Here is a 784-nt window from a genome sequence, read left to right as displayed (position 1 = left end):
TGGGACAAGACCCCGGTGAGCTTCGACGCCTCGGTGTGGGAGCTGTTCTGGCCGCTGTGCAGTGGGCTGCGCCTGGTGCTGGCGCGTCCCGATGGGCAGCGCGATCCGCAGTACCTGGTCGAGCTGATCGAGCAGCAGCGGGTTGGCGTGGTGCAGTTCGTGCCGGCCTTGTTGCAACAGTTCCTCGAGCAGGTGGGCAGTGCCCGCTGCAGCAGCCTCACCGATATGGTCTGTGGCGGCGGCGAACTGACCGAGGCGCTGGCTCGTCAGGTGCGTGAGCGCCTGCCGCAGGTGCGGCTGCATAACGTCTACGGCCCGACCGAGGCCACGGTGGATTGCAGTGCCTGGACCCTGGAACCGCAGGATCCGTTGCCGCATGGCGCGCTGCCGATCGGTCGCCCCATCGACAACACCCGCTTGTACGTGCTGGATGCCCATGACCAACCGGTGCCATTCGGTGTGGCCGGTCAGTTGCACATCGGCGGTGCCGGGGTGACACGCGGTTACCTTGGCTTGGCGGAGCAGCAGGCCGAGCGCTTCATCGCTAGTCCGTTCGTGGCAGGTGACCGCCTGTACCGCAGCGGCGACCTGGTGCGTCAGCGCCAGGATGGTGTGCTGGAGTTCCTCGGCCGCACCGACCACCAGATCAAGCTGCGCGGCCTGCGCATCGAGCCAGGCGAGATCGAGACCTGCCTGAACCGGATCGCGGGTGTACGCGAGGCGCTGGTGCTGGTGCACGAGCACCCGCACAGCGGCCCGCGCCTGGTGGCGTACCACACCGGCG

General features: G+C 68.1%; 1 protein-coding gene. It reads left to right on the top strand.

Annotated features, from left to right (window positions below; all coding sequences use genetic code 11):
* Positions 1 to 784 (top strand): AMP-binding protein (locus tag NGM28_RS28450; RefSeq protein ID WP_252092550.1); only part of this gene is annotated, 784 nt, incomplete at both ends.

The sequence above is a fragment of the Pseudomonas sp. MWU13-3659 genome (assembly GCF_023757525.1).
GTDB lineage: Bacteria > Pseudomonadota > Gammaproteobacteria > Pseudomonadales > Pseudomonadaceae > Aquipseudomonas > Aquipseudomonas entomophila_E.
This window is presented reverse-complemented; position numbering and strand designations above follow the sequence as displayed.